Origin of the sequence: Shewanella japonica (assembly GCF_002075795.1) — a bacterium.
Classification (GTDB): Bacteria; Pseudomonadota; Gammaproteobacteria; order Enterobacterales; family Shewanellaceae; genus Shewanella; species Shewanella japonica.
Genome location: NZ_CP020472.1, coordinates 4326842 through 4353829, shown reverse-complemented (window position 1 = coordinate 4353829; position 26988 = coordinate 4326842). Strand labels below are relative to the sequence as shown.

20 protein-coding genes are annotated in these 26988 nt (G+C 41.4%); 6 read left to right on the top strand and 14 right to left on the bottom strand.

Translation table 11 applies throughout. The features are described from left to right. Positions 1-3: 3 nt before the first annotated feature. The 6 genes from SJ2017_RS18695 to SJ2017_RS18660 form a co-directional block, all read right to left on the bottom strand. Complete coding sequence (locus tag SJ2017_RS18695; RefSeq protein WP_080916914.1) at positions 4-849, bottom strand: helix-turn-helix domain-containing protein; 846 nt, start codon at positions 847-849, stop codon at positions 4-6. A gap of 134 nt (positions 850-983) precedes the next feature. Next, a complete protein-coding gene (locus SJ2017_RS18690; protein WP_080916912.1) occupies positions 984-1802 on the bottom strand; it encodes a GNAT family N-acetyltransferase in 819 nt (272 codons plus the stop codon). A gap of 509 nt (positions 1803-2311) precedes the next feature. Then, positions 2312-2809, bottom strand: coding sequence for a hypothetical protein (locus SJ2017_RS18685; RefSeq protein WP_080916911.1), 498 nt, complete (start codon positions 2807-2809; stop codon positions 2312-2314). Between the two features lie 794 nt (positions 2810-3603). Then, entirely contained in the window at positions 3604-3954 is a 351-nt protein-coding gene (locus tag SJ2017_RS18675) for a DUF3325 family protein (RefSeq protein WP_080916909.1), read from the bottom strand. Continuing rightward, positions 3947-5578, bottom strand: coding sequence for a PepSY-associated TM helix domain-containing protein (locus tag SJ2017_RS18670; RefSeq protein WP_167692943.1), 1632 nt, complete (start codon positions 5576-5578; stop codon positions 3947-3949). The genes SJ2017_RS18675 and SJ2017_RS18670 overlap by 8 nt, the downstream gene beginning before the upstream one ends. A 378-nt stretch (positions 5579-5956) precedes the next feature. After that, entirely contained in the window at positions 5957-7933 is a 1977-nt protein-coding gene (locus SJ2017_RS18660; protein WP_080916905.1) for a TonB-dependent receptor plug domain-containing protein, read from the bottom strand. A gap of 713 nt (positions 7934-8646) precedes the next feature. Here SJ2017_RS18660 and SJ2017_RS18655 point away from each other — a divergent pair. The 3 genes from SJ2017_RS18655 (at position 8647) to SJ2017_RS18650 (ending at position 11526) form a co-directional block, all read left to right on the top strand. Further along, complete coding sequence (locus tag SJ2017_RS18655; protein ID WP_240433749.1) at positions 8647-10848, top strand: LruC domain-containing protein; 2202 nt, start codon at positions 8647-8649, stop codon at positions 10846-10848. A 71-nt stretch (positions 10849-10919) separates the two neighbouring features. Beyond that, a complete protein-coding gene (locus SJ2017_RS21885; protein WP_276328883.1) occupies positions 10920-11051 on the top strand; it encodes a hypothetical protein in 132 nt (43 codons plus the stop codon). Further along, entirely contained in the window at positions 11026-11526 is a 501-nt protein-coding gene (locus SJ2017_RS18650; RefSeq protein WP_156003356.1) for a hypothetical protein, read from the top strand. Before SJ2017_RS21885 ends, SJ2017_RS18650 begins: the two co-directional genes overlap by 26 nt. Before the next feature lie 80 nt (positions 11527-11606). On the opposite strand, the gene SJ2017_RS18645 is transcribed toward SJ2017_RS18650, so the two are convergent. From SJ2017_RS18645 to SJ2017_RS18630, 5 genes are all read right to left on the bottom strand, one after another. Next, a complete protein-coding gene (locus tag SJ2017_RS18645; RefSeq protein WP_080916903.1) occupies positions 11607-13925 on the bottom strand; it encodes a patatin-like phospholipase family protein in 2319 nt (772 codons plus the stop codon). Between the two features lie 108 nt (positions 13926-14033). Further along, complete coding sequence (locus SJ2017_RS18640) at positions 14034-15113, bottom strand: TolC family protein (protein WP_244899725.1); 1080 nt, start codon at positions 15111-15113, stop codon at positions 14034-14036. Between the two features lie 6 nt (positions 15114-15119). After that, positions 15120-15506, bottom strand: a complete 387-nt coding sequence (locus SJ2017_RS21765; protein WP_244899724.1) for an outer membrane factor lipoprotein domain-containing protein — start codon at positions 15504-15506, stop codon at positions 15120-15122. Further along, on the bottom strand, positions 15493-18549 hold the full coding sequence (locus SJ2017_RS18635; protein WP_080916902.1) for an efflux RND transporter permease subunit: 3057 nt from the start codon (positions 18547-18549) through the stop codon (positions 15493-15495). Before SJ2017_RS18635 ends, SJ2017_RS21765 begins: the two co-directional genes overlap by 14 nt. Beyond that, positions 18546-19655 carry an efflux RND transporter periplasmic adaptor subunit gene (locus SJ2017_RS18630; protein ID WP_162928418.1) on the bottom strand — a complete coding sequence of 370 codons (1110 nt, stop codon included), beginning with the start codon at positions 19653-19655 and terminating at the stop codon, positions 18546-18548. Before SJ2017_RS18630 ends, SJ2017_RS18635 begins: the two co-directional genes overlap by 4 nt. A gap of 241 nt (positions 19656-19896) precedes the next feature. Between SJ2017_RS18630 and SJ2017_RS18625 the strand changes: the two genes are divergently transcribed. Continuing rightward, the gene (locus tag SJ2017_RS18625; RefSeq protein ID WP_244899723.1) at positions 19897-20592 is read left to right on the top strand and encodes an outer membrane beta-barrel protein; all 696 of its coding nucleotides are present in this window, start codon (positions 19897-19899) and stop codon (positions 20590-20592) included. A gap of 42 nt (positions 20593-20634) precedes the next feature. Here the strand turns inward: SJ2017_RS18625 and SJ2017_RS18620 are convergent, their stop codons facing one another. Beyond that, complete coding sequence (locus SJ2017_RS18620; protein ID WP_080916897.1) at positions 20635-21579, bottom strand: LysR family transcriptional regulator; 945 nt, start codon at positions 21577-21579, stop codon at positions 20635-20637. A 212-nt stretch (positions 21580-21791) separates the two neighbouring features. On the opposite strand from SJ2017_RS18620, the gene SJ2017_RS18615 reads away from it, so the two are divergent. Next, positions 21792-22148 (top strand): RidA family protein, encoded by a 357-nt coding sequence (locus tag SJ2017_RS18615; protein WP_080916895.1) that lies wholly within the window; start codon positions 21792-21794, stop codon positions 22146-22148. Between the two features lie 60 nt (positions 22149-22208). Here the strand turns inward: SJ2017_RS18615 and SJ2017_RS18610 are convergent, their stop codons facing one another. Both SJ2017_RS18610 and SJ2017_RS18605 read right to left on the bottom strand, forming a co-directional pair. Continuing rightward, complete coding sequence (locus SJ2017_RS18610) at positions 22209-22574, bottom strand: hypothetical protein (RefSeq protein WP_080916894.1); 366 nt, start codon at positions 22572-22574, stop codon at positions 22209-22211. Between the two features lie 108 nt (positions 22575-22682). Further along, positions 22683-23072, bottom strand: coding sequence for a hypothetical protein (locus tag SJ2017_RS18605; protein WP_055026552.1), 390 nt, complete (start codon positions 23070-23072; stop codon positions 22683-22685). A 1541-nt stretch (positions 23073-24613) separates the two neighbouring features. Between SJ2017_RS18605 and uvrD the strand changes: the two genes are divergently transcribed. Next, positions 24614-26782 (top strand): DNA helicase II, encoded by a 2169-nt coding sequence (gene uvrD, locus SJ2017_RS18590; RefSeq protein WP_055023507.1) that lies wholly within the window; start codon positions 24614-24616, stop codon positions 26780-26782. Positions 26783-26988: the final 206 nt, after the last annotated feature.

Here is a 26988-nt window from a genome sequence, read left to right as displayed (position 1 = left end):
ATATCAGCTTGAGATAGAACTCACGCCACCATAAATATCAATGGTAAGCCCACGCTCTTTTCCATAAGTTTTAGGGGTAAAACCTAATTGTTTTTTTAAATACCGAATCAAATGAGGTTGGTCGCTAAAGCCGAAGTTAAGCGCGATTTCAGCCCAATCAAGCTCGGCAGATGAGCGTTGATAAAGATACTCCAACATAGCTTCAAGTTTATTCATCGATTGGCATTGTTTAAGCGTTAGTCCTGTCACACGCTGAAAACTTCTTTCCAATGTACGCTGTGAGCAATGAAGTTGTTCTCCGAGTGAAGATATAATGCTGTCATCAAGGTGATGTAATGCTTTACGGGTAATCTTACTATGTTGATCTTCAGTGCATTGCTCAAACCAGGGCATTAATAACGCATCTAATTGCTGACAACATAAGGCAGCATCCGTTCTCGCCATAGTCATCAGTGCATCTTCATTGAGCTGACGTTCAGTGAGCAATGTCGTCCCTTGGACTTGCTCTACTGTATCAAGTGGCAGTGTCTTACCGAAAAATTCAGGCAAGCTATAAAGCGCACCTATATGAAATTTAACCCCAAGGTGGATAAATGGCTGTGAATGATCGAGTTCGAATGTATTTTGATGAGGGTATAACCAATGGCTACCTTTGCCTGCTTCGCTACCAGAACTGGTATCGTAGCGGTAGGCTTGATTTGCCGGCGAGATAATTAAATGTGTAGCAGGATCAGGGTTAAGCTTTGGATAGTTATGGCTATTCACATCTGGGCGTTTTTCAATTAACCAATAGCATTGCACATATTTAGCAATGCTAGGGGAACTAGGCGAGCGCAACCAATGGATCATAACCAGATTAACCTTGTTAAAATATGACTTATCACTATATGTCACATCGCGGCTAATACAACAAGAAATAAGGCGAGAATCACAGTGCCAATCACAAAGTGATACTCGCTAAACCTGATTAACAATAGCAATCATTATTTTGCTTCAAACGCTATTTGAACAATGCGGTTCTGTGGCATTAGGCCTGCTCGTTCAATGGTCTTTTGTGCTCCGATGTTGCCAATTTCAGTTGAGCAAATAGGAGTTAAACCTCGATCATTGGCTAAGTTAATCAAGCTTGAAAGCACCTGAGTCGCCAAGCCTTTACCACGATGAGATTGCGCTACTATCATGCCTAAGTCTGCATACTCGGTCTGATATTCATCGAATAAACGACATTCGCCTGTTGCCAACAATTCACCATTTTGCCAATAACCAAATAACTCTTTACGGCTAATTAGATTGCCATAATAACCCGATACCCACTGCTCTGGTGCGCCGATATTGGTGGCGGCAAACTCAACAAATTGCTGCAATTGCTCTGGTTTTGCTAAAGCTAAAGTAAGCGTAGTCACATTATTGTTAACTGGAACAAGCTGCTGATACATCAAGGTGTTCAATGCAAATTGTGTTGAGTTATCCATACAAAGAGACAAATAGTGTGGCTCCGCTGTACTCACATAAGCGCCTTTTACTTGTTTGATGACTTGGCTTTGTTGCTGCGCAATAAAACGAAATAGGGCTTTGGCATCAGTTTCCGCTTCAGGGGCAAGGTAAAACTGCAGTAAATAATTTTCATCATTAATACAGCAAAAGCCGACTAAGTTATCTTGCTCATAAAACCCAAAGTGACTCGCCATAGGCACAAAGCCAAAATGCCACATACCATCTAGCGGAGCACTTGATAGCGCAAAATACTGTGCTTTAAGTTGGCTGATACTTTCCAGCTTATCGATTGGTTTAATGTCTATCATTACTGTTACCGGGTTAAATTATAAATGACGAACAGAGGCTTATTTTAGTCATGAGCGCTGTTCTGGATGGGATAAATAGTAATCAAGCTAAGAGCGTTAAGATTGAATAAAAACGACAAGGTTGAATAATTTTACTTTTGATGTAATTGAATTGGGTGAGTAACGAAATGAAGCAAACGCCGTGGTTCGCTTATGGACAAAAGCTTATTAGAGTTAAAGCGCTTAAAATGATGCGTTCCATTAGAGAATATATGGCAAGTGGATAAAAAGTAACGTCCACAATAATGAGCTAAAATGTGTTGGCTAACATAGGCGGTGCAGACGAAAAAACAACTGTTTATCGTCCTGACAGCTTTGCTGGAAAGAAGACATTGCTAAATGTACAGGTCATTACTTTTTAAAACAGTGCGTATTTTATCTTGATCTTTTAGTACGGTTTTATATATCCACTTATAAAAAATACTGTCCATTCGTGGCAATAACTGTGCGTAGGGCTAATTTACCTCGTCTTACTTGGGACTTTTTACCACTCTTATATAGACATCAGGTATTGATATGCCATGTTTTTTATATGCGGTAAATTTTTCAAACTCAATGTTAGTCACTTCATACTCTAGTTTATTTAATTCGATAAGTAACTGCTTGAAAATAGTCGTAGACTTCAATGCTTCCGGAAACTTATCTCTCACTCCGCTTATTGCGGGGTTATGCATATTGCCTGAAGATTTAAATGCAGCCTCTAGCTCGATTGGGTAATGAGTTTGATAAAAGGTTAGCAGCTCTTGATTGGTTAATTCAGATGACTGGCCAATGAGACGGACTGTAAATTCGCGCTCACGATAAGTAATTACTTCGAATACTTCAGCTATGCTATTGCCTCCGCTTGGCATTAGAAATAGCTCCAGATGCGGAGAAGTGCCATATCGCTGTAGATTTCCCAGCTTCACATCGGTTGCAAAACTATTTGCTGACATAATGAGTAGTAAAATAGATAGAGTGATTTTCATAGTGATGCCTAATGTCCGAAACAGCTGAAATTTAGGAGTACCAGCGAGTCATCTTTCGGACTGCTTGTAATTAAGTTTACTCTGCCCCCCAACTGATTTAGGTTTCTGGAGATTCTATCAAGATGGTAAAGGACATAATCTTGCCTAACAATGCTGTGTTTGCTGTAACCGAAATTATTTTCCATCCATCATTTTCAATTTCCTGAATTTGAGTATTAAGAAGGATTATGTCTATAACCCCAAGCATTCAATGTGTTTTTTATCAAAGACAATAAGTTTACGCACTTTTAAACTCCTTTTTTGCATATAACAGCTTATTGAATGGCTCACGGTTTAACGTCGGCAGCTTAAATTATTGATTAATGCCATCCTATATTTTCTATCTTATTGATGTAAATACTGATTGATTATTAATACCTTAAAACAAAGTGTGTTTACCTGATAAAAGTGTCAGTAAAAAGGATTAATACTTTAAATTGAGAATTATCAAATTATTAGAGTTAGTTACACAGTTTGCATCATACAAATTTCGTTTATGTATATATCGTTTGGGTTCATTTTTTAGCAGATCAAAGTCGTGGCGCTAATCCAAACGGCGTTTGAAAATCAAGAGAACACCAGCAACTGCAACTTTAATTTGATAAATATCCACTCAATCATAGAGCAAAAAAGCCTCACAACTTAATGTTGTGAGGCTTTAAATATCGAGCTAATAGCAACTATACCTTTATCAAATAAGTCCCTAGTGGGCATCTAGACCTAAATTGCTTCAACCCCCTAAGTAACTAGCCTGCTTATACTGTTAACCCGCTAGTAAAGCTCCCTGTCACTAGGCATACAACACCTGCCACTAGGCATTGACGATTAAGCATTGCTGGGTAATAGGTCACCATTATTACGATAGCAAAGGCGAGTAAGTTAATGTTAATGAAGAATAATGTGATGCCTTCAGAAACACCAAATACTTGCACTAATGGGAATACTGATAATGCTAAGAAGACAAAGGCTAATACTCTTTTTAATGTACGATGTTGTACGTTTTGTGAGTAATGCCAATTCTTACGGCGAGGCACATTCATAGCTTGTGCTAGTAATGCAAATGCGATGTACCCTAAACAGGTTGATATTACAAAGTAACTAAGCATTTACCGTCTCCTCTAACTGTACTTCTCTCTCTTTCTTGGGCATAAACTTAAGGCAATATAATGCCACTGCAGCGATGGCAATAAATGAAATATCAATCAGCTTAATCATTAGAGGTACTTGTAGCCAGGTAAAACCAGAACCAATTCCTAACAACGGGTACTGAATGAAAATGTTGTATATAGCTAAGCTAATAGAAAGTAATACAATGAGTTGCGTTTGTTGGCGCCAAGCTTTATCTGAACCAACGTAATACGCATGTATGAACATTGCAACCCAAGCCCCGTACCAAGTAAATAACTCTAGATTCATTCGCATGTCTAAGCCAGCTGGTATAATACGGTTTGCCCAGAAAGCAATTAACATGGAAGCTGGTAAACCGACAATGGTCGCTACATTTAAGAACTTAGCTCTAAGTACACTCTTTGTTGGCGCCGCATTGCGTTTACGCTTTTCACGCTTTTGTACCCACATAATTGAACCTGTAGCAATCATGATACAGCCGAGTAACCCTCCTAAGAAGTAAATAGCCCGCGCTATAGGACCTGCGTATAGCTGCTGGTGTGCTTGCTCGAGTATATTTTTAAAAGCAATGATTGAGCTTGGAGGGGGAGCTGGTTGGGTTGCCTTAACGAGTTCACCTTCAGCATTAAAAGACCAACTCGGGGCTTTAGCACCGCTAGCAAGATCATTATTTCGCTCTCCACGAATAACAATTTGTTGTTTGGGTGTACCAGGGTTCGAAAACATAATCATGGCGATTTTGCCATCCTGGCGCTCATTCCACTGAGAATGTATCGAGTTCAGTACTGCTGATGTTCCTTCAGTCACAGGTAATCTAGTGACAGGGTTAAGGGGCATATCTGGTATTGTTAAGCCCATTTTCCCACCGTTTAATTCACGAAACGCTTTTTCATCTCCTTCCATTGCGCCCTGAATTCCCCAGGGATTTAATAAGAATACGGTGAGAAGTAAACCACTGAAAATAAATACGAAATGATAGGGTAATGCCACAACTCCAGTGACATTATGCATATCCTGCCAAGACATTTGTCCCCGTTTCGGCCTAAAGGTGAAAAAATCTTTGAATATTTTTCGATGAATGATTACGCCGCTTATAAGCGCGACAAACATCACCATAGTAATAATACCCACTACGGTTAAACCGAGATGTTTTCCCATTCCAAACAACATGTAATGAGCCTGAACCATCTTACTCATTAAACGGGAATCACGGCTGTCAATTTGTTCACCTGTAGCAGAATCTATAGTGACATTGTGACCCCCATGTTTTGATGGTCGTTCTCCTTCATCGTAATATCGCACCTTTGTGATTGGTGAACGATCACTTGGCATCATGATACTCCACTGAGGAGAGTCCTGAGCGTAAGTATCTAAGTAGCTACCAATAGAACTAAAATCTTGTACTTCAGCAGCAGTAGATAGATGAGACTCGGGCCAAGCCCACAACATCATTTCTTCACGATAAAAACTAAATGTACCAGTAAAGAAAATGAGGTAGAAAATCCACCCTAGGAAAAAACCAGTTAAAGTATGTAACCAAGTGTTGGCTTTACGAACTCCAGGACCTTTATTTTTTGAGTAAGCTTCTCTTATTGTATTCATAAAACTCATAGCGTTAATTTCCCAACTTAATAATTAGATACAAAAGCGATAGAAGCAGGGTAAATCCCCCTACGACAGCCCATGCAAAAAGGGCACTTCTTGCACTAATTGCCCAAATCATAATGGTAGGAAAAACAATCATAGAGAGCGTGCTTGCCTCTGTGATTGCAAATGCAACGTTGGATGAAAGTGTAAGACTAAATACGACAGTAAATAGAACACAAAATAAGTAATTACCAACAGTGGCAAGTGCTAGCCTAAAATAAAAATCTGGCCAGCTCATATTTAGTGGAGCGACTTTAGACGACATTTTATAAACCTCAATGAATCATAAGAGCCCAGCTCTTAATCAGGCTCTTATATTTGATTTTTATTATTTTAAAGTTTGGCTGAGAAACTCAAACGCCATTCCAATGGGGAGATTGCGGTGTCAGTTTGGCTATCACGTTCTGACTGATATAAGTTGTATGCAGCAAATGTTATAGAGTATTTGTCGCCAAAACCTTTCTGTAGCGATGCATTGAAGTTATAGAAGTCAAAGCGTTCAGAACCTGAACTGTATAAGTAGTCTTGGTTATATGCGCCCCAAATGTTGATACTAAAATCATCATCGGGGTTATGATATTGAAGATCTAAGCCATAGATGTTTTCTGAATTGAAGGTTAGGTCGGATTCAATACCATCTTCGTCAATTTGTTTTGCATCTATACCGTCATAACTTAGCTTAATATTTAAGTTATCGGTTAGGCTATAAGTGAGCTGTGCTTCAATACCTTTTACTGAAGCTTCACCTACGTTATAACGTAATTTATTATCACCTTGAATTGGCTCTGGTAGGTTGTCACAATAAATACGATCTTCACTGCCTTCTTCAAAATCTGCACAGATTTGAGAGGAGAACATATCTGTTACGTCGGTGTTGTAATAACCAATGCTTGCAGATAATCGATCAAAATAGACTTCATATCGAATATCCCAACTTTCTGACTCTTCGGGTGTGAGATTTGGATTTCCCCAAACAGTCGCTTCACCTTGGGTTTCGTAGGCATAAAGCTCAGTTAGAACAGGGGCTTTATAACCAGTACCAAGATTGGCTTTAATAAAGTTATTTTCAATAAACTCATATGTTCCGCCAAGTTGATAAGTAAATTTGTTACCGAAAGCACTGTCGTTATCAAAGCGCACCGCTGGAATAAGTATTAGTGAGCGATCAAAAAATGACATTTCGTTCTGTAGGTAGAAGGCATAACGGTCTAAGCTATCTTCAGTTAATTCTAAGTTTTCACGAGATATTTGATCATTTAGATATTCACCACCAATAATTAATTTATTCCAGTCATTGATTTGCCAAACATCTTGCAAGTCTAACACCATGGTGTCATAAACCTGATCGAAACCGCCCTTTGATAGTTCAACTTGGCTCATCGTTAACCCCGCAGTATAGCTGTGGTCTTGAGTAAAGCCATCAAGGATAATTGAACCTCCAAGACGTTTTCGATAAGTCTCAGAAACTCTAGAAGAGGAAGTAGTATTGGTAAACTCATTACCTCCAGCATCCACGAGTGTTTCGTCTGAATAAGTTAATGAGGTGCTTGTTGTATCAAGGTTTGAATAGCTACCTTCAAAGCGAATTTCATTATTTTGGTTAATGGCATAACCAAGCGTACCGTTAAAGTTTACTAAGTCACCACTAGCTGTTTCTTGCCAGCTACCATTGTCGTCTAAAGTATCTTCTTTAACTGGAATATAGTCAGTGTAGGAGCCTGAAATACTTCCAAACAGGTTGTTTACACGACCAAAATCGTGAGTATATGCCACTTTAGACTCATTAGAACCGTGTGAGACAGTATAAGTAGATGACTCCTCATAGCTTTGTTTAGTTATAATGTTAACCACACCGCCGATCGCATTCGATCCATACATGACACCAGCTTGACCCCGTAAGACCTCAATGCGGTCGACAGAATCGATGTTTATGTTATCTGTGATATAACTTTGGAAATCTTTATTGTTTTCCATCGCACCAGGCTTACGCCCATTCACAAGTACAACGGTATAGTTAAAACCTATTCCACGTAAGTTAATCCCTCCTTTTTGAGCGTAAGTTTGTGCACCTGTTGCACGAGAAATTACATCTCTTACAGAAACTGCACCCATTGCCTCAATATCCTGTGAAGTAAATACTTCGATGGAAGCTGGAACTTCTTTTAGTAAGCTTTCGCTTTTGGATCCTGTTACAACAATAGTTTCCATATCAGCTTTATTAATACCAGGTCCATCATCAGCAATAGCTAACGAAGGCATACCTAACATTATTGAACTAACAGAAAACGCAACGAGTGTCCTTTTAAACATTTCTTTCCCCTAACAACTTTATAAATAGTAATGATATTGATTATCATTAATGTTTGTGGCGGAAATATTATGGTTAAATAACCGTGCTATTAGTGTGTCTAATGTTGCATCTTATTGTAAATTAAGTAAATATTATGAGGGTGTATTAAAGTTCTATTAGTGTGGCTCATTGATATTGGCGTTCAAGTATTTAGAGTATTACGCTGTAAAATGCCTTTTATGCATTTTGAAAGAGTCGTGTAAATATGGTTTTTCCGCATAAAGCAAAGCCGAAATCTGCTTTAAATAGATAATGCTATCGAGCGAAAAAAGCCAAAAAGCAAAATTTTGAGTCGATAATTTAGAGAGGTGTTAATGGCCGCAGAAGGGCAAATTTTATATTGCTCGTTAAAGTAGGTAATAAATGAAATTTAAAGTTGGCTGCTTCTGGTGTGGATGCTTCGGATTTGATCTCAGCGTCGGCCTTAAGCTAATCCAATCGAAGCTTAGAAGTATAAAGGCCACTTGAAACTTTAATCTGATCTAGCTAATTACAACGAACTTTCACTTCAAAACACCCATCTTCTCAAAATCAGAATGCGTTGCAGAATGCATTTTAGCCATAATAAAAATCTTTGTTGACTATATAAGTTTCTGTATTTAAAGGATAATGAAAGTTGGCATTCGCTGTGCATTATACCGTTACATCCTGATAACGAATAGCGAGATGCAATATGAAAACAGCAACTGTAAAAGCAACTAATGTAAATTCATTGAACGCCCAAATCATCAATATTCTTGGTTTCAGTAGTATTGCTATTGGCACTGGCATGGCGCTATTTAGTGCTAATACCCATGCTGCTGAAGCATTTGATGCTTGTCCGACGGAAGCCTTTATCGTGCAAACGCCATCGGGCATTCCGAAGACCTTTGGCGTTGAACTTGGTACAGGTAGTTATACTGTATTGTCACCAGATATGGGGATTAACAAAGCACTCAACGGTGTGGGTTTTAGTTATCTTGATAATTACCTCTACGGTTGGGATTACGAAAATGCCACAGTCGGTAAAGTGGGTAAAGATTACCAAGTAGAGCCATTAACAATCACCAAAGACAGCGCAGCAGCCAATCAAGATTTTTATGTTGGTGATGTGGCGATTGATCAAAACGTTTGGTATGGCTACCGCAAAGGTGTTGGCTTATTCACTGTGCCACTTGATGGTAATGATCATCCAATGAATATTGTCTCAGGCAGTAAAGCTAATGCCACTTATCGCATTACCGATTTTGCCTTTCACCCAAGTAATGGATTCTTATATGCCGTCACAAATGGTAGTACCGGTACCTTAATCAAAATTGACCCTAGCACGGGTGCGCATGAAAACTTAGGTAATGTGATCACCAAAGACAGTGGTAGCTTTACCTTTGGTGCGCAGTTCTTTGATCCAGATGGCAACTTATACTTGAGTAACAACGGTGACGGTAATGTATTTAAAGTCAACGTCGATGCTGATACTCCACAAGCTGAACTTTTCTCTTATGGTCCTTCTTCTACTTCTAATGACGGTGCGCGTTGTGCGCTTGCCGAAGTGCCAGTAGGAGACAGTGTTGATTTTGGTGATGCGCCAGACACTTACGGCACCTTAATAGACTCAAATGGTGCTCGCCACGGAATTGTTGGCAATATGAAATTGGGTAGTGTTGTTGATAATGAATCAGACGGTTATCCAGCACCATTATCTGATGATGAAAGTGATGGTATCGATGATGATGACGGTATCAGTATGCCTACAGGGTTTGAAATCGGCGAAAATGCGATGTTGATTGTCACAACCCAAGGAGATGCGGCATTTTTAAATGGTTGGATTGATTGGAACCAAAATGGCGAGTTTGATACTGACGAAAAAGTGATTGCTGCTCGTTCATTAAATGCGGGCACAACCACCTTATCAATTGATGTCCCAAATTGGGCTAAAACCGGTGAGACATGGGCACGATTTCGTTTAAGTTCGGTTGCTGATCTACTGCCTACTGGTGGTGTGAGTGATGGTGAGGTAGAGGATTACCCAATTACAGTCACTGAAACGGGTATCACGATCAGTTATTACCCATCTTCTTCTGAGTACACCACGCTGGCTTATGAGGATTTATATCCGAACCAAGGTGACTTTGATATGAACGATGTGGTGATGCAATTACGTATTAGCCAGTTCAGTAAAAATGACATGGTGCGTCGTGTGGCATTTGATGCGCAGTTAGTGGCCATGGGCGCTGCTTACCATAACGGCTTTGCGGTGCAACTGCCTGATGTGGGACGCGGTAATGTGCAAGAGTCTGCGATTGAGTGGAGCATGCAAGGGGTGAAACAAACCACCTCGCCATTAGAAGAAAATCAAACTAATGCGGTATTACTGTTCAGTCAAGATTTATGGCAGCACGCTACACCAGGTAACGGCTGTTTATACTTCAGAACAGAGCCGGGTTGTGGTACTCAGTATCGTGCGACATGGCAAATGACCGTGCCATTTATTGATTCGGTTCATGTCGATGACATGCCTGAATTTCCTTATGACCCATTTATTTTTGCCACTCCAGGTACAGATCATGGCTTAGCGGCGAAGAATATTACTGATGGGCAAAACCCTGGCCGTAAATTAGAAATCCATTTGAAAAATAAAGCACCAACTGATTTGTTTGATACGCGCTTTTTAGGCATGCATGACGATGCGTCAGCGGCTTCACAAGGCCAGTATTTTCAAGATCAAAACGGCATGAGCTGGGCGATTGAAGTACCTGATTCATGGCAGCATCCTGCAGAAAACCAACGTGTTGATAGTGCTTACATTGAGTTTATTGAATTTGCTGCAGACGAAACTGGTGAGACTAAACCTTACTGGTACCTAAATGCACAAGATTCTTTGATTTTTAAAGACTAAAAGTCACGATGAATCGCATAACTGCAAACCCAATTAACTTAAGTCATAAACGGAATTTTAAGGTGAATATTATGAACACATTAACTCAAACAACTACGGCTAAAAATGCAATGTTAATCACGTCGAATAAAGGTGTAACGGTAGCGGCGACAATGTTACTCACATTACTGACTGCCTGTGGTGGCGGGGGGGGGCGGAGATGACAGCTCTCCAGCGCCAGTGGCTGCAACACCAGCGACAACCACAACGACGACGCCGACGACACCAACAACACCGACGACGCCAACGACGCCAGAAACACCAACGGATCCTGAAACGCCTGAGGAGCCAACGATACCTGCAACGTCAATTGATGATCTGATTGTTGATGCTGATTTTGACTTACAAGCGGCTTTTAATCTGGATATTGATGTGGCGCTTGAGTCTACGCAGCGAGGTTATTTTTCGTTATGTGACCAATATGAGCAAAATGGTGCCCAAGTGACGGTTAACTTTGAGTCATGCTTATTACGTGGCGCATTAGATGAAGGTAGCTTAAATGAAGCGCTATTAGTGGCAAACCATCAGCAAAACTTAGTGGCAGTGGTGTGGTTTTACGATGGTTCAGATCCTATTTATCAAATGTGGTCATATGATATGGAGGCAGAGGAGCAAACCTTGACTATTGGTGCCATATAAATTGATGAATATTAATAAAGCCAAAAAAGCCCCTTTATTGCGGGCTTTTTTGGCAATGGTCATTACGATTTTACGCAGTGTTAGAAGTGTTTACCTAAGGTTAAGTAAAAAGATTGGTGGTGTAAGTCATTAACTCCGAAACCAAATACAGCAGGGCCAAAGTCTGTTTCAGTGCCCACAAATACACTCGCGGCGTAGATTAAGTCATTCATATCGCGCTCAGACTTTAAATGCCAAACATTGCCCGCTTCAACTGATAATCCCATATAAACAGGGACATTTTTATTGAGTATTTGCCAATCTGAGCGGCGCTGGTAAATAAGCGCACCGTAAGCTAATTGGCTGCCAACAAGGGCATCATTCGACTCACCAGATAAATTCAAAAAGCCCCCCAGATTTTGTGTATGTAACAGGCTAAATTCCTCAGTATCAACGCCTGCTAAATCGACTTTGGCAATCAAGGTGTGGTGCTGATAACTGCTGGCCTTTTTAAATCTGAATTGATACTCAGTGGCTGAGTCAGTGCTAGAACTTGACGTTAACATGCTGTTTTCGTCCATGCTTAACTTGTCTTTATGCCAAATGACATTGGCCTCAATCAGCATGCCTTTAGATGGAAAGCTATAACTATCTAAGCTGTCGTAACCCACATGAATGCCGCCTCCATGAGCATCATAATCAAAATTTAGTTGCGGATATTGCGGGCCCTCCATATCGCCCGATTCGCCATATAATCCAAGCTCAATCACCATATTATCTATTGGTGAGTAACCTAAAGCTGCGGATATATGATGGGCATTATGGGTGGTTTTCAGTAACAAGAGCCCTTGCTCATAATAGGTTTGTTGTTGCTGTTGATATTGATAACGGCCTTTTACATAAAACTGTTCAAGCTCGTCCAAGGGTAAATACAGCTCGGTTGCCAATAATTTATCTTTGCCTGTGGTCAGCTCAAAGCGAACTTGGGCATCAGTATCTGCAATATGATTAATTTGATAAGCCAAATCCAACGCGACATTTGAGGTATTCTCAAAGTCTTCTTGCCAGCTAAAGCCAATATCGAAAAAGTTAGGACCCCAGCTCTTTTCTTCTGTGTTAACTACCAGCACTTTTTGATCATTTTCTTGCTCAAATTCGAGTGTGACTTTTTCAAAGTCATTGATGGCATAAACCCGATCAACGGCTTCGATTAGTGCATCTGAATTCACTTGATCGCCGTTATCAATATCGAGTTTTTGTTTAATCAGTGCAGTTGAAGTTGATGACTGATTATTAAAACGAATTTGCTCAATAGGCGCTTGTTGAAAAGCAAGAATGTCTTGCTTAAAATTCGCTCGTTTATAGAGATATTGGCTAAAACTGTCAGCATCAGAGGCCAATGGTTGCAGTTGCTGTTTATGCATTAAGGCCGCTTGTTGTCCAAGTTCAAATCCACTGGCTAAAGCGCTAAAGTCGGTGGTGTCAAAGTTACTGATATCTGGGCGGATCAAAATATCAGCCTTATTCAGTGTTGCAATTTGTGCTACGGCATTGGCGCGTGTCATCAAGGTGCTTAATTGGCCGACGATAGCAATAGCGCTGTTGAGCTGTTCTTGGGCTGATAAATCCGCACCAATATCGATGGCAATAACAATATCTGCCCCCATATTTTTAGCGGTTTCAACGGGTAAATTACTTACAATGCCACCATCAACTAAGGATTTTCCATCAATCACGGTGGGTTGTAATATGCCGGGTACCGTGGCGGAAGCTTGCATTGCTTTAAGTAAATTACCTTGGTTTAGCACCACAGCTTCACCAGTGGAGATATCGGTTGCTATCGCGCTAAAAGGCGTTGCGAGATCATTAAAGCTGGCTTGGTTTTCGATAGCGCCAAATGAATCCAGGTAAAGGTTGCCCATGGTTTGGCCCCTAAGTAGGCCTTTGGGGAGCAGTAATTGGCCATCAAGTAGGCCTAATTCAAATGGCATGTTGTAGCGGTCGACATCTTGTTTATCACGGTAGCGTAATGATTGTCTTGGCACATTATCGTTAAAACCACTTTCCCACGCTAAGCCGAGCATGATGGTTTCGATGTCGTTTGCACTAAAGCCTAATGCGTATAAGCCGCCAACATAAGCGCCAATACTGGTGCCGACAATATAGTCGACTTCAATTTGTTGTTGCTCTAAATACCGTATTACGCCCACATGGGCTGACCCTTTTGCTCCGCCACCACTGAGTACTAAACCGACGGTGGGTCTAGGTGATGGCTCAGGTTGAGCATCTGGGTGAGTGTTTACTGGGTTTAATGAGTTTGCGCCCACCGCGTGACTGATGCAAATACAGCTTGCCGCTAGCCAAGCTAGGCAGGTTTTCGCTAGGTTGACGTTAAACAAGGGCAATAGGAATTGACGCATCAGAAACCTTTAAATTGGAATGATTGAATTAGGGTTGAAAAGATTTGGGTGCTCACAAACCACCGAAAAATGGGGGAAACAGTGGTCTGTGAGGCTTAGGGGTTGTGATCAATCGGTCAGGATTGATTGCTTGCCTGTTGCGGTGTCTTTTTGGGTGTTGTCATCAGTTGATGGCTTCACTTTCCAGTCTCCGCCTAAGGCTTTGTTGACCAAAATGACATTTGACGCAATGTTCAGCTGCGCTGTGACAAGTGCATCTTGCATGGTGTTATCTTGTCTTTGTGCATCCAACACTTGGATGTAATCAATTAAGCCCGCTTTGTATAAACTATTGGCTTTTGCCACAGCTGTTTGGGTTTGCTGGGCTGCAGTCTCTAATTGTTGATAAAAGCGTAAACTATTGCCGTAGCTCATTAATGTGGTTTCAACTTCATTAAATGCCGCATTGACTGCCTGTTCGTAACGCAAACTGGCTTGCTTAAAACGAGTTTGTTGCATATCGACCATTGCGCTGCTGCGTCCGCCATCAAACACTGTCCACTTTGCCCCTAATCCAGCAGCCCATCCAACAGAGTTTGAGCTGAATAAATCATCTGCGCTATCAGCAATCACAGCAGGGCTTGCAGTCAGATAAAACTGCGGATATTGATTGGCGATACTGGCACCGAGTTCAGCATTAATGGCCGCCATTTCTCGCTCTGCTAATGCAATATCAGTGCGTCGTTTAAGGATATCTGATGGCATTCCTGTCGGGATTTGGCCTGTGACCGTTGGCAGTGGTGCAGCGTCAAAACGATTGATGATGTCACTCGGGTGTTGGCCTAATAGCGTTGCAAGGCGATATAAATGCACTTTCTCAGCCGTTTCAAATAGGGTTTGGCTAGCTGAGACTGTAGCGAGTGCTGCACGAGCACTGGCTAAGTCTAGTTCTGAACCAAAGCCGCTATTGACTAAGGTTTGTACCATTTCTAAGGTCTGTTGTTGCTCATGAATATTACGTTGAGCAATGGCTAGACGGGCTTGTGCCCCACGATATTGCAGGTAGTTGTGTACCACATCGGCGGTAATCAGTGTATTAACGCCTTGAGACAAAATTTCTGCTTGTTGAACACGAATATTGGCGGCATCACTTAATGCATCTAAACGACCAAATAAGTCAATTTCCCAACTGACATTTGCGCCAACCATCAGGGCTTAATGATCTTTGTCAATCATCTGGGCGCCTATAGCAGGGCCCGATAATGAGTCGTTTTCTGATAAGCGGTAATCCACAGCTCCCGCCCCTAAATTAACGGTCGGAATTTTTAGCGATGACACCATTGATTCATAAGACTGCGCTGCGGTTATTCGCTCTGCAGCAATTTGAATACTGATGTTTTGCTGCTGCACTTCTTCAACTAAACGATCGAGTTGTGGATCGCTGAAATTCTTCCACCACATATCGGTTTCAATTTGCTGGGTATTGTCTGCATGTAAGTAGACGTGATCTAGCCCGACAGTTTCAGGGGCTTGGTAGTCTGGTGTCATGCTACAACCGCCAAGTAAAAGGGCGATGACTAATGAGATATTACGCATTTTCATGAGTTAACTCCTGTTGTGCTTGGCGTTTAAAAAACAATTTATACAGTGCTGGCATAATGAATAATGACAGTACAGTTGCGACCGCAAGGCCACCAATAATGGTTGCAGCCATTTGATCGAATAATAAGTCAGACAATAGCGGTACCATACCTAATGCTGTCGTCAGGGCGCCCATCGAAATCGCCATGGTTCTATTGAGGGTTGAGTGAATAATGGCATCGTCTAATTCAGCGCCATTTTTACGTTCAAGCTCAATTTGATCCATTAGCACAATGCCGTTTTTAATGATCATTCCAGATAAAGCGATTGCCCCGACTAGCGCCATAAAACCAAATGGTTTGTCGAATAAAATTAAGCTCCAACACACGCCAATAAAGGCCAGAGGTAAGGTGATCAAAATGATGGACGGCTGTTTAAAGGCGTTAAATAACAGCACCAAGATAATGACCATGATTAAGAATGACTTAGGTGTTTGAGTCATTATGTCGTCAATGGCTTCACGCTCTTCAGAGTATTCTCCGCCCCATTCCATTTTGTAACCCGGTGGTAATTCAATCGCTTCAATCTCAGCGGCGATTTCATTACGCACATTACCAATTGTGTCGCCTAATACTCCGGCTTGTACGGTAATGGTTGGCACACGATCACGGCGCCAAATCATGCTTTGCTCACCGCGCATTTCAAAACCATCAACCACATGGGAAAGAGGCACACTATGCAAGCCGACAATAGATCGAACAGGGATATCGCCAAGATCGTCTAAGCTGGCATTTGATGACTGCAATACAATTGGCACTAAGGTGTCGTGCTCACGTATTTGGCCTAAAGTAATCCCGTCGCTGGCGCGTTTTATCGCTAAGGCAATGTCGGCACGATTAATACCAGCAAGACGGGCTTGCTCTTGATTAATAATCGGGTGAATCACTTTGCTTTCTTGACGCCAATCATCACGTACATAACGAGTATGAGGGTGCTGCTCTAAAATCACTTGCGCTTGATCTGACAGCTGTTTTAGCACGAGAGGGTCTTTACCTGAAAAACGTGCTTCGATACTAAATTTATCTGATGTGGCCAGTTTTAAATCCCGAAAACGTGGTTGTGCTTGCGGGAAGGTTTTTGATAACCATACATCGCCATCAGCCACTAATGTTTCAATGTCCTCAAAGCTATGGGTATTAATTAAGATTTGGCCATAACTGCCATCTAATGGTTCTGGCTCTACCGTAACCGAAAAGCGTGGTGCACTGGCGCCGATAGAAGTAGAGATACTTTCTACTTCAGGGCGAGCTAATAGCCATTGCTCAATTTGCGTCATGTCTTGTGAGACATCTTGAATACGGCTGCCGTTAGGTAACCAGTAATCCACAAACACCATGGCTCTGTCTGAGGTCGGAATAAAGTTGACTTTCACCATTGGCGTCGCCAGTAATGTCACGATAAGCGACGGAATAATAATGGCGATAGTGTATTTAGGGTTGGCGACAGTCCATGTAATGGCTGCTTTAAATTTAGTGGCAGCGGCGCTCGGTGCTTTTTCGCTGTCATGTTCTGGCGCTTTAATGAATGCCCAGCACATCAGCGGGGTAATTGTCATTGCCACAACCCAAGACAGCAATAGTGAGCTGGCAAGGATTTGCACCACAGATACGGCAAATTCAGCGGCATCAGTCGTTGAGAAAATGACAGGTGTTGCCCCCATAATGGCAATGACGGTCGCAGCAAGCAGTGGTAATGCAGTTTCGCCAATACATGCTTTAGCGGCTTCAAAACGTGCTTTACCTGCTTTGAGTTTACTGACGAACATATCAGTAATCACAATGGCATTATCAACCAACATACCTAGTGCAAGAATAAATGAACCCACTGATACTCGCTGTAAGTCAACTGAAGTCAGGTTCATATAAATCAGAGTGAACAGGATGGTCATTAATAAGCTTGCACCGACAATAGATGCACTGCGCCAACCCATGAATATCATTAGGATCACCACCACAATGGCGATACTTTCAAGTAAGTTGTTAATAAAACCTGTTATCGACTTATGTACTTCATCAGGCTGAAAAGCAATAGTGCTAATATCCACACCTAATGGCAGTTCAGATTGGTACTGACTGATCACGTCTTTGAGGGTGTCGCCCAGCGACACGACATTAATCCCGTTAACTGGGCTGACCGCTAATGTGATGGCTTGTTCACCATTAAAACGGCTTTCTGTTAGTGAAGGTGTTTGGTAGTCATAGTAAATATCGGCGATATCACCTAAACGAATTAACCCACTTGAAATAGGGCCAACGCCCGACTTAATAGTGAGGTTTTTGATATCTTCAATGCTGGTAAAGCTGCCCGTTTGCTCAACACGTACTTGTTCAATACCCATATCGAAATTACCAGCATCGATAGGCAGGTTTTGGCTAACCAGTTGATTGTACACTTGGGCGGCCGACAATCCTGACTCAGCAATACGTTCATCACTGATATCAACATTGACGACACGATCTCTAACGCCGTGCAGTTCAATTTTCTTAATGCCATCGACTTCTTTTAGGCGGCGCTGCAACTCTTTTGAGTAATCTTTAAGTTGCTGCAAACTGGCATCGTTACTGTGAATGGCAAAGAGCATTCCGTACACTTCAGAAAACTCGTCTTGGACGATATTGATTTGGGCTTCGAGCGGCAAACTGAGTTTTACGTCATTGACTTTACGGCGCAGTAAATCCCACTCTTGTGGCAGTTTTTCTGATGATACGGTCGAATGTAGATCGACAAAAATCATCGACATACCAGGACGAGATAATGAGCGCAGCGTGTCTAATGAACTCATTTCTTGTAGCTTGGTTTCTATTTTGTCTGTTACTAAGTTTTCAACTTCCGATGCAGAAGCACCTGGATAGAGCGTCACCACAACAGCCGTTTTAACGGTAAATGATGGGTCTTCAAGTTTACCTAAGTCAAAATAAGAGTAGATACCTGCAATGATGCATAGCACGGTAAAGAAGCACACGAACACTCGCTGCTTGATGGCAAATTCAGCTAAATTCATCATGAACCTCTCACAGAAATGATATTCTCAACGACTTTCCCGTCATGAATAAAGGCGCTTCCTGCCACAATGACTGTGTCATTAATCTTGATATCACCCAGAACACAGATATGGTTGCGACCTTGTTTAATGACGTTCACATCAACACGCTCCGCTTTACTATCAACAATCTTGGTCACTTGAGTGATGTTTTGACGACTGACTAACGCACTTGCTGGTAAACAAATGCTGTTGTTGTCGAGGGTTTGATCTGCAATACGTACATTGACCACTTTGCCTGGATAGAGATGATCTTGCTTTTCGTTAAGTGCAATGGTCGCCGAGAAGGTGCGTTTAATGCTATCTGGGATACTGGCTATTTCGATCACTGTGCCGTTAAGCGCCTTGCTGCCATTACTTGCAGCACCATTGGTTTCATTAGTGAATACACTGGCAGCTTGGCCTTGAGAAAACGCAGGTAACATCGTTTCTGGAATATCGATAATGGCTTGTAATTTTTCTGGTTGATGCAAGGTTACAAAGGCAAGCCCTGGTGAAACTTGTTCAAAATTATCGTATGAGCGTTGACCTACAATGCCGCTAAATGGCGCGACAAGTTCGGTGTAGTTAAGGGCATCTTTAGCTTGTTTTAGATTTTGCTCGACAACAGTGACGGCAGCCTTGGCTCTTGCTACCCCTGTTTTAGCACGATCTAAGCTGACATCAGACATGGCATTGTCTGTGGTCGCCATCTGGGTGCGGTCTAACTCATTTTTAGCTTGATAGTAACTTGCGTTCGCTTCAGCTAAACGGCCTTCCAGCTCTGCAACTCTGACTTGGTAGTCATGGGGATCAAGACGGGCAATCACTTGTCCTTTTTCTACGTAATCACCTTGTGCAGCGTTTATTTCAATTAGGGTTCCAGCCACTCTAAATGCAAGACGTGCCTTTTCTTGGGCTTCTAATACACCTGAAAAGCGCAAGTCATGGTTTTGGTTATTTTCACCGATAACAATGACAGAAACTGGTTGAGTTGGTTTATCTGCAACAGTAGCGTCTTGACTGCAGCCACTGACCATCGCAGTAATAAGTGCAAGTTGAGTCAGATTAGTGATTTTTTTCATTTTCATGGAACACCTCATAATTAATGAGGGCAGTTTATTCAGATATTCACTTATTAAGTAGCGGTATATGAGTAGTTTCACTTACTCATAAAATGAGACAATCAAAATATGCTAAGGATTAAATAAATTGATGACTTATTGAATTTAATAACGGCTGGTATGGTTTTTTTGCTTATAATTTCAGGTTTTTATTCTATAGTTTGTTGTTGTTCACTTGAGGGTAATATCAATTTATCAAAGCGGTAACATGGATAACATCATATTAATTGTCTCTTTTTGGGGGACTAAGAGTCTGTGTTTTGTCATCTTCTCAATGCAAGCCAGCCTAAGTACAGTGAGTGCATCTGGATTACACAAGATATCTAGAGCCCATTTAATGATTGTATTTGACGAGGTGACTATGATGAAAATTAACACAATATTAGCGGCGACACTTTGCTCTTCTTTGATGGTTGCCAATGCGCAAGCGGCAGATGTGGATTACTTTATTGGTGCAGGTACAGGCTATCAAACAGACACCATTAATGGTGATGTTATTAAAGATACTGATGGATTACCTATTATTCTGCGTGCAGGTGTCGTTATTAACGAACAACATCGTGTTACAGGTACTTTCAGCTACATGGAAGACAAGTTTTCTATTGGTGAGCAAGATTATAAGCACGAGCAATATTCTTGGTTAGTGTCCTATGACTATTTGATCCCAGTCGCCAAAAATACGCAGTTATTCATGGGTGTTACAGCGGGTGGTAATGATAATAAAGTCGCTGGTAAGGCGTCAGCAGATTTCACTTGGGGTGGTCAAGCGGGCTTCACCTACCAATGGAACGAACATTTCTCATCTGACTTGGGTTACCGTTATTTAGAACAAGACTACAGTAAAAATGGCGTTGATATTGATAACAGCCAACAAGTGTACTTAACCTTAGATTACAAGTTCTAAGTCAACGCTGGTTAATCGCTCCAAAAGGCATAGGGTCGTCGCTTATGCCTTTTTTAATTCTGTTTTGGTATCGTTTTTAGCATCCTTGTAATAGCCCGTTTCGGTTTCAATCAGAGACGTGGCCATATCAACAATGGTGTCGGCAAATAACTTAGCTGCTGCAGTCATATGTTTACGACTTGGATAGACTAAGAATGTGTCGATGGGAGTCGATTCAATTTCAGGTAACACACTGACGAGTTTACCTGATGCAATGGCTTCAGCTGCAATACTATAAGGTAGCATTGAGATCCCCGCACCCGCCAAACAAAAGCTGTATAAAGAATTCAGCTCGTTGGTGATGATATTGTATTTGACCTCAATGGTTTGATCGCCCATTTTAAGTTTGGTGTCGACCATACCATTGATTGAACGACTGCCAATAAATGAATGATGCTCTAAATCGGTGACATCATGAATGTCAGCGGCTTTATCTATGTAGAGCGGCGATGCAAATAATTTAAGGTTTAAAGTGCCCAGTTTTTTAGCAATAAACCCACTGTCATCAAGCGTCCCAGTATCCAATACAAAATCTAGCCCGAGTCGCGCCAACTCTTTATAACCCCCATTCACCATAAAAATATCTAACTGAACATTAGGGTATTTAGTGACGAACTCTGCGATGTATTTATCTAGCAATCTGTCTGTGAATGGAATAAGGCCAATTCTCACTCGTCCTTGGACTTCAGCTTGATCGTTTCGCATTACATGAGCTGCATTTCGAAGCTGATTAACCAGAGGCTCTACTTGTTCAAGAAATTGCTCACCGTTGGGGGTTAACGACATTGCGCGAGTGGTGCGGATAAAAAGTGGCGCACCGAGGTGTTTTTCTAAGTCGGCAATACGACGACTGACTAATGCCCGTCGGGTATCAAGTGATTCAGCTGCTTTGGAAAAACTGCCTAATTTGGCTACGGCAATAAATAACTCTAAATCATTGATGTGCATACTGTGGTCTTATATGAGTGACACGCACAATCAGTGTAATAAGTGGATGATTTACTTGTCAATGCAGAGGCTATTTTTCGCTGGTTAGCTCACACCTGAACTGGGTTAAGCTAAATAGTTGTCGAAGAGACAATGAGGGATTCTCAGTTGTGTTTATGGTTTTTTATGGCTGATAATAGGGTACTTACTTCAGTGATAAACGAGAAAACAGCATGACAATAGAACGCATAGAAACCAGCAAACGTATGAGCCGCATTGTAAAACATAACGGTACTATCTACTTATGTGGTCAAGTTTGCCAAGATGCCACTAAAGATATCACAGAGCAAACCCAAACCATGCTGGATAAAGTCGAGGCGTTATTATTGCAAGCAGGCAGTGATAAAAAACACATATTATCTGCCACCATCTACGTTAAAGATATGTCTTACTTCGCTGAAATGAATGCCGTTTGGGATGCATGGGTGATTGAAGGCTATGCTCCTGCTCGCGCCTGTGTTGCGGCTAAAATGGCACGTGAGGCACTATTGGTTGAAATTTCTGTCGTGGCTGCTGAAATTCAAGCTTAATAAAGTTTTATGTCAATAGGGCAATGGATCGAGTTAGACCTCAGATCCATTGTTATATTGCTATTTGCAGAACACTTGAACAGCTTTTTTAAAACTATTACTTTTCTTTGTATAAATTAAAACAAAAAACATCAAAGGGAAAAGTAGAAGGAAAATAAGACCATCAAAATCAACGTCATTAGACTTGCCATAATTGCCAGCTATTGCGAATAAAACAAATAAAATTAGCATAGTAGAAAAATAATAAGGGAAAGAACCTATTTTTAATGAAGCTAAAATTTTCTTACGGTAAATAAAACCTAGTGTGGAGTATATAAGCCAAAAAACTAAAGCTTTAGGGTCTAAATTTAGCGCATAGGTTACACCAAGCAATGGGCTGCAAGTAAAAAAAGTGATCAGACTTTCTGCGAATCTAGTTGATTTCATAATGCAATATAACGCCCTGCTAATAAGTGAACCGAGTGCTGGCGGGCGATTTGCTCAGCAAATGGCATGACAGGCTTGGTGAATCTGGATTTAGCAGCTTGTTATACATCATTTTTTCAAAAAATATTTAAGCGATTTATAAAACTTAAATATTGAGAAGGTGAATAAAAGGCATACAACAAACCAAAACTCAAATGGACTTTCCTCTAGGCTATAATTTCCTATTTTTGCAGCGTTACCAATTGAACCTTTTGATAAGCCTGTATATGCAAGGAGTGCAAAAATCAAAGCGAGAAACAAGTTGCTACATGCCCATTTAAACTCTTTATCTTCTTTTTTAGTTCTAACTTTTTGAATAACCTTTATGTCACCATTCTCTATGCGCAACTCTAACTGCTCTTGGATTAACTGTAATCTCTCTGGGTACTTTTCTCTGTCTATATTTTCTAAGCAATCTTCAAGTTCAGCTTTGGTATATTTTGTGTAGTCGATATCCATATGTTCCTACGATGTATAACAGCTTATTATACGGCTCGCCTGATAAAGTCGGCCGTTTAAGTTATTGATTTATAACATCCTACTTTCTCTATGTCTTTGATGTAAAGCAATAAAATTCTTTTGGCATCCTAAAAAAAACCGAGCTTGCGCGTTAAAGTCGCTTAAAAAATAAGTGATGAAATTTATTTCCAACATTATCAGACAATTATAGATCTTTAGTTAAGCATGAATTACGACTTTAGACTTATTTGATGAGTTCTTTGATTTAAATTAAGCCAAATCCCATTATACCTGTATATAAAAACAGTTCATTAGATTGTGCAATCTAGGCTGTAAGGATAGCAACTGTAAAAAAGCAATTTCATTTAAATGTTTATGGAAAACGAAGATAAGCATTGTTAAATAGAGCTTTGCTTATAACTAACTTTGGGGCATAAACGTGTTAAACCACTAACTTTTCACTTCATTTATATTGGGTTGGTTAAAGAAGATCACTACTTCAATCTAATCCATTGCCTGCCGCTGGGATATACAGGACGAACGAAATGTCGCGATCACATGGATGTGAAAGAGCGACCTTATGTGCAGATACAACTGCGAGACGCTGCATTCTTTATTTAAGGCAGGGGCCCTGTAAGCTCTGCCAAAATATCCATGTTTTGGAAGCTCGCTGCTGCATCTACACTGGGATTATTACTTCTTCGATTTAGCTTCATTTGTGTATCCAGTAGGCTTGAGAACATCAAGAGAATCGCGTGAGTCCTGACATGGCCTTTCTCGCACATCCATGTGCTTTAAGGCATTTAGTGCATCCTGCACTTAAGATTCTGGCTAGTTTTCGAGGGAAAGGGACGCCTCCATCGGAAGCGTTAGTGATTTTTGAAGATGATCGAAGCGGAATACAAACGAAGTCCAAAGCTGGATAATCCCCCGTTGGAAATCTTTCGCTTCCCAGAAAATTTCGCCGGGGCTGCTGGGGAGATGCAAGAGGGGGGAGCAGTTTCACCCTTCTTGCTCTGGTGTGGGCGAAGCGCCACGACGTTAATCCAAACGGGGTTTGGAAATCTTGTGTGAAATCCATATGTCTAAAACTGATATTAACTAAGTACCAAGACGTAGAGTTTTCAAAACAGTAAACAAGGAGTGGGGCAGAAATACGTTAGAACCACAAACGAAGTTTAAAACTGAATGATTCTCCGTTGGAAATTTTGCTGTTTAAATGTCGCCGGAGCTGCTGGGACTATGGTTTATAAAGAATCAAGAGGGGTGAGCAGTTTCACTCTTCTTGCTCTGGTGTGGGCGAAGCGCCAAGACGTTAATCCAAACGGAGTTTGGAAATACAGAGAACACTACGACGTTAACCCAAACTTTAAAATAAACGCACAATTACCTATTTATCTCCTTCTTAATTTGACGATCAATGAACCTCAAGTGAGGTATTCATCGCTTGTTATCCGTGCTTATACGATTAAGCCTCTTTGCACCCTAGGATCAGATGCCATTGAACTGATATACTGCCCGCCTGATTTTTGGGAGGACCAATGGACGTATCATCTTTATTAGACGGCTTAAATGAAATGCAGCGTGAAGCAGTGGGCGCACCGCTTTCTAGCATGCTTGTTTTGGCTGGAGCAGGCAGTGGTAAAACACGGGTATTAACCCACCGTATTGCTTGGTTGATGCAGGTTGAACAACAAAGTCCATACTCCATTTTAGCGGTAACCTTTACCAATAAAGCGGCGGCAGAAATGCGTGAGCGTGTTGAAAAGGTCGTCGGCACGAATATGGGTCGCATGTGGATTGGTACCTTCCATGGATTAGCGCATCGTCTACTGCGTACCCATTATCAAGATGCTAATTTGCCGCAAAGCTTCCAGATCATTGATTCTGATGACCAATTACGTTTACTTAAACGTATTCTTAAAAGCCTCAATTTAGATGAAAAGCAATATCCGCCACGTCAATGCCAAGGTTATATCAATGGTAAAAAAGACCAAGGATTACGCCCAAAGCATATTGATGCCGGCGGTTTTCCTATTGAGCAAAATCTACTTAATATCTACAAAATTTATCAAGAGTCATGCGATCGCGCTGGGTTAGTCGACTTTGCTGAAATCCTATTACGTGCTCATGAATTGTGGCTCAATAAACCCCATGTTTTGGCGCACTATCAAGAACGCTTTAAACATATTTTGGTAGACGAATTTCAAGATACCAACGCCATTCAATATGCGTGGATCAGAGTGTTAGCGGGTAACTCTGCCAATGTGATGATTGTCGGTGATGACGATCAGTCCATATATGGCTGGCGTGGCGCTCAAGTTGAAAACTTGCATCGCTTTTTAAATGACTTCCCTGGTTCAAATACCGTTAGGCTTGAGCAAAATTATCGCTCAACAGCTAACATTTTGAATGCTTCGAATGAATTAATTGCTAATAACCCTGAGCGTTTAGGTAAAAAACTGTGGACCGAAGATAAGGCGGGTGAGCCTATTTCAGTCTATTGCGCCTTTAACGAAATGGATGAAGCCCGTTTTATTGTCGGTAAAATGGCTGAATGGCATGCCAAAGGTGGCAACTTAGCGGATTGTGCAATTTTATATCGCTCTAATGCGCAGTCTCGTGTGCTTGAAGAAGCGTTACTGCATAAAGGCTTAGCGTACCGTATATACGGTGGCTTACGCTTCTTCGAACGCCAAGAAATTAAAGATGCCATGGGTTATATGCGTCTTATCAATAATAAAGATGACGATGCCGCTTTTGAAAGGGTTGTGAACACGCCAACCCGTGGTATTGGTAACCGTACCTTAGAGATTATTCGCTCTACAGCGCGTCAGCAAGAAATGACCATGTGGCAGGCCAGTGTTCGCTTGATAGAAGAAAAAGTATTAACAGGCCGAGCGGCGAACGCCGTTAATGGCTTTATGGATTTAGTGATTGGTATGCGTACAGACACCTTAGATATGAGTCTGTATAGCATGACGGATACCGTGATTCAGCGATCTGGATTGCGTGCAATGTACGAAGCCGAAAAAGGCGAAAAAGCCCAATCTCGTGTTGAGAACTTAAACGAGCTAGTTACCGCAGCTCGCAGCTTTGAAATGCCTGAAGAACTGGAAGATATGGGCGAGCTAAATGCCTTTTTATCTCATGCTGCATTGGAGGCTGGTGAAGGCCAAGCTGACAAGTTTACTGATGCTGTGCAGTTAATGACATTGCACTCAGCTAAAGGGCTAGAGTTTCCTGTGGTGTTTATGGCAGGGGTTGAAGAAGGTATTTTCCCAAGTAAAATGGCACTGGATGAAGGTGACCGTTTAGATGAAGAACGCCGCTTATGTTATGTGGGCATGACCCGAGCGATGCAAAAACTGTATATCAGCTACGCTGAGTCTCGTCGTATTTATGGTCGTGAAGATTATGCCAGTCCTTCACGCTTTATTGGTGAAATTCCATCTGAATACGTTGAAGAAATACGCATGAAGGCCTCAGTCTCTGCGCCAGCAATGAGCAGTCGCTTTAACGTGCCACGTCAATCCATTGCCAATGACAGTGGCTTTAAAGTCGGCCAAAAAGTGAAGCATTTTAAGTTTGGTCAAGGCATTGTCACTGACTTTGAAGGCACAGCTGATAAAGCCCGAGTTCAAGTGAACTTTACCGACTTTGGCAGTAAGTGGTTATTAGTATCACTAGCAAAGCTAGAGTCTTGCTAGACGGTACATGTCGTTCCAAAACCGCTTTTTCAGTTGTTGAAGGGCTGTTTAGTTTTTCGAACCCAATGATCTGATATGGGATAGATAGGATAATTGGTATTGGAACGAGATTTTGAACAAATGGTGACCATTGTCGCTATATCCACGATAAACAAGTGTTTTAACACGCCCTTAGCATGTTAGATTATTCATTTGGCAAACACACA

Excerpts from the sequence above, each read along its gene's own strand:
- SJ2017_RS18695 (WP_080916914.1), bottom strand. The coding sequence starts at position 849 with ATGATCCATTGGTTGCGCTCGCCTAGTTCCCCTAGCATTGCTAAATAT.
- SJ2017_RS18690 (WP_080916912.1), bottom strand. The coding sequence starts at position 1,802 with ATGATAGACATTAAACCAATCGATAAGCTGGAAAGTATCAGCCAACTT.
- SJ2017_RS18685 (WP_080916911.1), bottom strand. The coding sequence starts at position 2,809 with ATGAAAATCACTCTATCTATTTTACTACTCATTATGTCAGCAAATAGT.
- SJ2017_RS18675 (WP_080916909.1), bottom strand. The coding sequence starts at position 3,954 with ATGCTTAGTTACTTTGTAATATCAACCTGTTTAGGGTACATCGCATTT.
- SJ2017_RS18670 (WP_167692943.1), bottom strand. The coding sequence starts at position 5,578 with ATGAATACAATAAGAGAAGCTTACTCAAAAAATAAAGGTCCTGGAGTT.
- SJ2017_RS18660 (WP_080916905.1), bottom strand. The coding sequence starts at position 7,933 with ATGTTTAAAAGGACACTCGTTGCGTTTTCTGTTAGTTCAATAATGTTA.
- SJ2017_RS18655 (WP_240433749.1), top strand. The coding sequence starts at position 8,647 with ATGAAAACAGCAACTGTAAAAGCAACTAATGTAAATTCATTGAACGCC.
- SJ2017_RS21885 (WP_276328883.1), top strand. The coding sequence starts at position 10,920 with ATGAACACATTAACTCAAACAACTACGGCTAAAAATGCAATGTTAATC.
- SJ2017_RS18645 (WP_080916903.1), bottom strand. The coding sequence starts at position 13,925 with ATGCGTCAATTCCTATTGCCCTTGTTTAACGTCAACCTAGCGAAAACC.
- SJ2017_RS18640 (WP_244899725.1), bottom strand. The coding sequence starts at position 15,113 with ATGGTTGGCGCAAATGTCAGTTGGGAAATTGACTTATTTGGTCGTTTA.
- SJ2017_RS21765 (WP_244899724.1), bottom strand. The coding sequence starts at position 15,506 with ATGAAAATGCGTAATATCTCATTAGTCATCGCCCTTTTACTTGGCGGT.
- SJ2017_RS18635 (WP_080916902.1), bottom strand. The coding sequence starts at position 18,549 with ATGATGAATTTAGCTGAATTTGCCATCAAGCAGCGAGTGTTCGTGTGC.
- SJ2017_RS18630 (WP_162928418.1), bottom strand. The coding sequence starts at position 19,655 with ATGAAAATGAAAAAAATCACTAATCTGACTCAACTTGCACTTATTACT.
- SJ2017_RS18625 (WP_244899723.1), top strand. The coding sequence starts at position 19,897 with ATGGATAACATCATATTAATTGTCTCTTTTTGGGGGACTAAGAGTCTG.
- SJ2017_RS18620 (WP_080916897.1), bottom strand. The coding sequence starts at position 21,579 with ATGCACATCAATGATTTAGAGTTATTTATTGCCGTAGCCAAATTAGGC.
- SJ2017_RS18615 (WP_080916895.1), top strand. The coding sequence starts at position 21,792 with ATGACAATAGAACGCATAGAAACCAGCAAACGTATGAGCCGCATTGTA.
- SJ2017_RS18610 (WP_080916894.1), bottom strand. The coding sequence starts at position 22,574 with ATGAAATCAACTAGATTCGCAGAAAGTCTGATCACTTTTTTTACTTGC.
- SJ2017_RS18605 (WP_055026552.1), bottom strand. The coding sequence starts at position 23,072 with ATGGATATCGACTACACAAAATATACCAAAGCTGAACTTGAAGATTGC.
- uvrD (WP_055023507.1), top strand. The coding sequence starts at position 24,614 with ATGGACGTATCATCTTTATTAGACGGCTTAAATGAAATGCAGCGTGAA.